Raw genomic sequence first — 6,558 nt, 5'->3', positions numbered from 1 at the left:
CGGGCCGCCCGCCCGCCCGTGGTCCCCGCCGGTCCGGCCGCCCGGCCCATGCCGTACCGTCACCTTTACTGGACCGTTACCGGGGCGCAGGCCGGGCGGCCGGCGGGTGACGGCGTCGGACGAAGGGACGGGAGGCACACGGGTGGCAGGCTCCGAGCGGGACGAGGACGCCCGCGTACGGCTACCGCAGCTGAGGCTGGACGAGCTGCTGGAGGAGCTCCAGGCGCGGATCGACGCGGCCCGCGGCACCCGTGACCGGGTGCACAGCCTGCTGGAGGCCGTCCTCTCGGTCGGCCGGGAACTCGACCTGGAGCAGGTGCTGCACGGCATCGTGGAGGCCGCGGCGGCGCTGGTGGACGCGCAGTACGCCGCGCTGGGCGTGATCGGCCCGGACGGCAAGCGGCTGTCCGCCTTCCACACCGTCGGGGTCAGCGAGGAGGAGATCGCCCGCATCGGCCACTACCCCGAGGGCCACGGCATCCTCGGCGAGCTGATCCGCCGTCCGGAGCCGCTGCGGGTGGGGAAACTCTCCGACCACCCCGCCTCGTACGGATTCCCGGCCCACCACCCGCCGATGGACACCTTCCTCGGGGTCCCCATCCGGGTCCGCGACCAGGTCTTCGGCAACCTGTACCTGACCGAGAAGCGGGGTGGGGCGCACTTCGACGAGGAGGACGAGTCGGTCCTGTCCACCCTCGCGGTCGCCGCCGGCGTCGCCATCGACAACGCCCGTCTGTACGAGGAGTCCCGGCTGCGCGAACGCTGGCTGCGGGCCAACGCCGAGATCACCCACGGACTGATGTCCGGCAGCGAACGCGGCTCGGCGCTCGCGCTCATCGCGGAACGCGCCCGGGAGATCACCGGGGCGGCCCTCGCCGTGGTCGCGGTGCCCATGGCCGACACCGACTCGCTGACCGTGGAACTGGCCATCGGGCAGGGCGCGGACACCCACCGCGGGCTCGTCCTGCCCGTCGACGACAGCCTGCTGGGCCGGGCCTTCACCAGTGCCGCCCCCGTCACCAGCGCGGACATCGCGCACGACGACCGGGCCTTCCCGGGCCCCCAGCGGTACCCGGACCTCGGTCCGGCGGTCGCCGTGCCCATCGGGTCGGGTGAGGGGGTGCGGGGCATCGTCCTGCTGGTGCGGGCCGCGGACCGCAACGCGTTCACGGACAAGGAGATCGAACCGCTGCAGGGGTTCGCCGCCCAGGCGGCCGTGGCGATGGAGCTGGCGGAGCGCCGTCAGGACGCCGAGCAGATCGCCGTGCTCGAGGACCGCGACCGGATCGCCCGCGACCTGCACGACCTGGCGATCCAGCGGCTGTTCGCCACCGGCATGACGCTGCAGAGCGCCGGCCGGTTCATCGAGCACAAGGAGGCCTCGGAGCGGGTGCTGCGGGCGGTGGACGACCTGGACGAGACCATCAAGATCATCCGGTCGACCATCTTCGGCCTGCGTTCGCCCACCGACGCGGGCGGCGGAACCGGCCTGCGGGCCCGCGCCGTACGGGTGGTCGGCGAGGCCGCGCCCGTGCTGGGCTTCCCCCCGAGCGTGCGGATGGAGGGACTGATCGACACCCACGTCTCCAAGGAGGCCGCCGACCACCTGGTGGCCGTGCTCTCCGAGGCACTGACCAACATCGCCCGGCACGCCCGCGCCGACCGCGCCGGGGTGGTGCTCGAGACCGACGGCCGCGAGGTACGGCTGACGGTCTCGGACAACGGCGTGGGCGTTCCGGCCGGGGGCCGTCGCAGCGGTCTGCGCAACATGGCCGAACGCGCGGAACAACTGGGCGGCACGTTCGACATCACCGGCTCCGCCGACGGGGGCACCACACTGTTGTGGCGCGTGCCGGTGGGGGAGCGTTAGACGGCTCGGTGCAGGCCCGCTCCGGGGGGTTTCCTGCCGGTTCGGGCGGGGGCCGGTGGTGGCGGTCGCGAGGTGGGGGAGGGGCGGCGCGGTGGACGGGTGTGCCGGGTTCCGTGGCCCCGGTGGGAGCCGGGAGGCGGGCCCTGACGGCTGTCCGGGTGTGCCGGGCGTCAGCCGCGGGTACTCCGGTGGTCGGTCGTCGGCCGTGGTGGCCGTCCGTCCTCGACCGGTGCGGGTCTCACCGTCGGTGACGACTCCGGGACGGGCCGCCGCGGCGCGGCGCCGCGGCGGCAGCCGTCGGCGGGAGGAGCGTCGCAGTGACGGGCTGGACCTGGGAGCACGAGGGGTACGACCCCGACGACGCGCGTCTGCGGGAGTCGCTGTGCACCCTGGGCAACGGATACTTCGCCACCCGGGGCGCGCTGCCGGAGTGTTCCGCGGACGAGGTGCACTATCCGGGCACGTACGCGGCCGGCGTCTACAACCGGCTCGTCTCCGAGGTCGCCGGACGGCACGTCGAGAACGAGGACATGGTCAACCTGCCCAACTGGCTGCCGCTGCGCTTCCGGCTTCCCGGCGAGCCCTGGCTCACCCCCGACACCGCGCACGTGCTCGACCACGGCGAGACCCTGCACCTGTCCTCCGGACTCCTGGAGCGCAGGACGCGGTACGGCCTGGGAGCCGGACGGACGCTCCTGGTGCGCCAGCACCGCTTCGTGCACATGGCCGACCCCCATCTGGCGGGCCTGCGCACCGAGTTCACCGCCGAGGGCTTCTCCGGGCCCCTGGAGACCGAGGCGGCGCTCGACGGCGACGTCATCAACGCCGGGGTGCCGCGCTACCGGGACCTGGACGGCCGTCATCTGACCCATGTGCTCACCGGCACGACCTCCGCGGACACGGTGTGGCTGCGCTGCCGCACCCGCACCTCGGACATCCGGATCGCGCTCGCCGCCCGGCTGACGGCGCCCGCGCCCGTCACGAACCGGCACGACCGCCCGCGCGCCCTGCAGAGCACCCGGCTGGACCTGGCCGCCGGGGACACCGTCACCGTCGACAAGATCGTCGCCCTGCACACCTCCCGCGACCCCGCGATCAGCGACCCGCTGCACGCCGCCGTCGACCGGGTGGTCCGGGCGGGCGGCTTCGACGAACTGCTCCCGCCGCACCTGACGGTCTGGGCCCAGCTCTGGCGCCGTGCCGAACTGGACGTACCGGGTGAGGCGGGCCGCATCCTGCGGCTGCACCTCTTCCACGTCCTGCAGACCCTCTCCCCGCACACCGAGGAACTGGACGTGGGGGTCCCCGCCCGGGGACTGCACGGCGAGGCGTACCGGGGGCACGTCTTCTGGGACGAGCTGTTCGTCCTGCCCTACCTCAACCTGCACTTCCCCGAGATCTCCCGCGCGCTGCTGCACCACCGTCACCGGCGTCTGGAGCGCGCCCGCACCGCCGCCCGGGACGCCGGGCACCACGGCGCGATGTACCCCTGGCAGAGCGGCAGCGACGGCCGGGAGGAGGCCCAGCAGCTGCACCTCAACCCCCGCTCCGGCCGCTGGCTGCCCGACCACTCCCACCTCCAGCACCACGTCGGATCGGCGATCGCGTACAACGTCTGGCAGTACTGCGAGGCCAGCGGCGACCAGGAGTTCCTGCACACCAAGGGCGCCGAGATGCTGCTGAACATCTCCCGCTTCTGGGCGGACTCCGCCACCTTCGACGACCGTCTGGGCCGCTACCGCATCAAGGGCGTGGTCGGCCCCGACGAGTACCACGACGCCTACCCGGAAGCCGTCGAACCGGGCCTCGACGACAACGCGTACACCAATGTCACGGCCGCCTGGGTGCTCGCCCGCACCCTGGACGTGCTGCGCGGCCTGCCCGAGCCGCGCCGCCGTGAACTCGCCGAGCGGACCGGACTGGACGCGAGGGAACTGGAGAAGTGGGAGGAGGTCTCCCGCACCCTCCACGTCCCCCTCCACCACGGCGTCATCAGCCAGTTCGAGGGCTACGGCGAGCTCGCCGAACTCGACTGGCGGGGCTACCGGCACCGCTACGGCGACATCCGGCGCCTGGACCGGCTGCTGGAGGCCGAGGGCGACACCGTCAACCGGTACCAGGCCTCCAAGCAGGCGGACGTCCTGATGCTGGGCTACCTCTTCTCGCCCGCCGAACTCCGGGGGATCTTCCGCAGGCTGGGGATGAACCTGGACGAACGGACCTGGCGGCGCACGGTCGACCACTACCTGCACCGCACCAGCCACGGCTCCACCCTCAGCGGCCTGGTCCACGGCTGGGTGCTGGCCCGGGCCCGGCGCGCGGACGCCTGGAAGTTCTGCCAGGAGGCCCTGCAGGCGGACATCGCCGACATCCAGGGCGGCACCACCGGGGAGGGCATCCACCTCGGCGCCATGGCCGGCACCCTCGACCTCGTCCAGCGCGGACTGACCGGTCTGGAGACCCGCGGCGGAGCCCTGTGGCTCGACCCGGTGCCCCTGCCCGAACTCTCCTCCTACGGCTTCACCCTGCGCTACCACGGCCACTGGGGTGTCCGGCTGCGGCTGGAACACGGCCTGCTGGAGATAGCCGTGCCCTCCTCCGGACGCTCCCCGATCGAGGTCCACCTCCCGGACCGCACGGTCCGCCTCCAGCCCGGCGAGACGGACCGTCTGGCCCTCCCGGACTGACACACGCGCGAGCGCCCGTCCGGTCCGGGGAACGGACCGGACGGGCGCTCGAGGACGAGCCCCTGCGGGGGCGGGGGTCAGGCGCCGCTCTCGCGGAGCATGTCCTCGCGCTCCACGATCTTCACGCGCTCACGGCCCTGCGGCTCGCCGAGCGCCTTCTCCGCGGCGTCCAGGCGGTACCAGCCGTCCCAGGTGGTGAAGCGGATGCCGCGCTCGGCGAGGAACGCGTCCACGGCCTCCGGGGCGGGCGAGCCGGGGGTCTGGAGCCGGCCGGCCGCGTAGTCCGCCAGCAGGTTCCCCACCGTCTCGTTGGCGTCGCCCTTGGTGTGGCCGATCAGGCCCACCGGACCGCGCCGGATCCAGCCGGTGACGTACGTGGAGTCCAGGTGCTCGCCGGTCTCCTGGATGACGCGCCCGCCCTCGTCCGGGACCGTGCCGGAGCCGAGGTCCCACGGCAGCTTGGGGAGCTTGTCGGAGAGGTAGCCCACCGCCCGGTAGACCGCGCTGACGTCCCAGTCCTTGAACTCGCCGGTCCCCTTGACGTTGCCGGTCCCGTCGAGTTCGGTGCGCTCGGTACGCAGGCCGACGACCTTGCCGTCCTCACCGAGGATCTCGGTGGGCGACTCGAAGAAGTGCAGGAACAGCTTGTGCGGACGGTCGCCGGTGTCGCGGATCGCCCAGTTCTCCAGGGTCTTGGCGACCATGTCGGCCTGCTTGTTGCCGCGCCGGGTCGCGATCGAGCCCTCGTCGTAGTCGATGTCCTCGGGGTCGACGATCACCTCGATGTTGGGGGAGTGGTCCAGCTCCCGCAGCTCCATCGGGCTGAACTTCGCCTGCGCCGGGCCGCGGCGGCCGAAGACGTGGACCTCCAGCGCCTTGTTGGCCTTCAGACCCTCGTACACGTTCGCCGGGATCTCGGTGGGCAGCAGCTCGTCGGCCGTCTTGGCCAGGATGCGGGCCACGTCGAGGGCGACGTTGCCGACGCCGAGCACGGCGACCTTCTCGGCGTCGAGGGGCCAGGTGCGCGGCACGTCAGGGTGGCCGTCGTACCAGGAGACGAAGTCCGCGGCGCCGTAGGAGCCGTCGAGGTCGATGCCGGGCACGTCCAGCGCGCGGTCGGCCGTGGCGCCGGTGGCGAAGATCACACCGTCGTAGAACGCGCGCAGATCGTCGAGGTGCAGGTCGGTGCCGTAGTCGACGTTGCCGAACAGGCGGATCTGCGGCTTGTCGAGCACCTGGTGCAGGGCCGTGATGATGCCCTTGATCCGCGGGTGGTCGGGGGCGACGCCGTAGCGGATCAGTCCGAACGGCGCGGGCATCCGCTCGAAGATGTCGATGGACACGCCCGGTTCGGCGGCCACGTCGGACTTGAGCAGGGCGTCGGCGGCGTAGATCCCGGCGGGGCCGGATCCGACGATGGCTACCCGCAGGGGGCGGGGCATGGTCAGGTTCCCTTCGAGCGATGACAGGCGACTCGGTTGGAAGCCTAGACTGAGGCATGCCTTACCTGGTACGCGGGTCCGGTCTATGGGCTCATAAGCCTCTCTTATGAGGTCTCCCCGCATGCCCTTATGGCTCACGGAACGGGCTGTTCCGCCCAGATGACCTTGCCGGCGGGCAGATAGCGGGTGCCCCAGCGTTCGGCGAGCTGGGCCACCAGGAACAGGCCGCGCCCGCCCTCGTCCGTCATGGTCGCGTACCGCAGATGGGGCGAGGTGCTGCTGCTGTCGTACACCTCGCAGATCAGGTTGCGGTCGTACAGCATCCGCACCCGGATGGGGGTTCCGCCGTAGCGGAGCGCGTTGGTGACCAGCTCGCTCAGGATCAGCTCGGTGCCGAACGTCAGCTCCTCCAGCCCCCACTCGGCCAGCTTCCGGGTGACCGCCGCCCGCACCTCGCCGACGGCCGCCGGGTCCGGCGGCACCGGCCACTGGGCGATCCGGCCGGCGGGCAGCGCCCGCGTCCGCGCCACCAGCAGCGCGATGTCGTCACCGGCCCGCG

Annotated in this window: 4 protein-coding genes; 2 read left to right on the top strand and 2 right to left on the bottom strand. The window is 72.6% G+C overall.

The window, feature by feature from the left end; genetic code table 11:
* The first annotated feature begins 142 nt into the window (after positions 1-142).
* Positions 143-1,870, top strand: coding sequence for a GAF domain-containing sensor histidine kinase (locus tag B7767_RS19710; protein ID WP_085573340.1), 1,728 nt, complete (start codon positions 143-145; stop codon positions 1,868-1,870).
* A gap of 317 nt (positions 1,871-2,187) precedes the next feature.
* Positions 2,188-4,557 carry a glycoside hydrolase family 65 protein gene (locus tag B7767_RS19705; RefSeq protein ID WP_085573339.1) on the top strand — a complete coding sequence of 790 codons (2,370 nt, stop codon included), beginning with the start codon at positions 2,188-2,190 and terminating at the stop codon, positions 4,555-4,557.
* A gap of 77 nt (positions 4,558-4,634) precedes the next feature.
* Here the strand turns inward: B7767_RS19705 and B7767_RS19700 are convergent, their stop codons facing one another.
* Together B7767_RS19700 and B7767_RS19695 are read right to left on the bottom strand one after the other, a co-directional pair.
* Entirely contained in the window at positions 4,635-5,999 is a 1,365-nt protein-coding gene (locus B7767_RS19700; protein ID WP_085573338.1) for an FAD-dependent oxidoreductase, read from the bottom strand.
* A gap of 134 nt (positions 6,000-6,133) precedes the next feature.
* Positions 6,134-6,558 (bottom strand): ATP-binding protein (locus B7767_RS19695; protein WP_143652557.1); only part of this gene is annotated, 425 nt, incomplete at its 5' end.

This window comes from Streptomyces sp. 13-12-16 (assembly GCF_002114215.1).
Taxonomy (GTDB): Bacteria; Actinomycetota; Actinomycetes; order Streptomycetales; family Streptomycetaceae; genus Streptomyces.
The sequence above is the reverse complement of the archived record's forward strand: the minus strand, read 5'-3'. Positions and strand labels throughout refer to the sequence as shown.

What these genes read in the sequence shown, in the direction of transcription:
- B7767_RS19700 (WP_085573338.1), bottom strand. Translation starts at nt 5,999, where the DNA reads ATGCCCCGCCCCCTGCGGGTAGCCATCGTCGGATCCGGCCCCGCCGGG.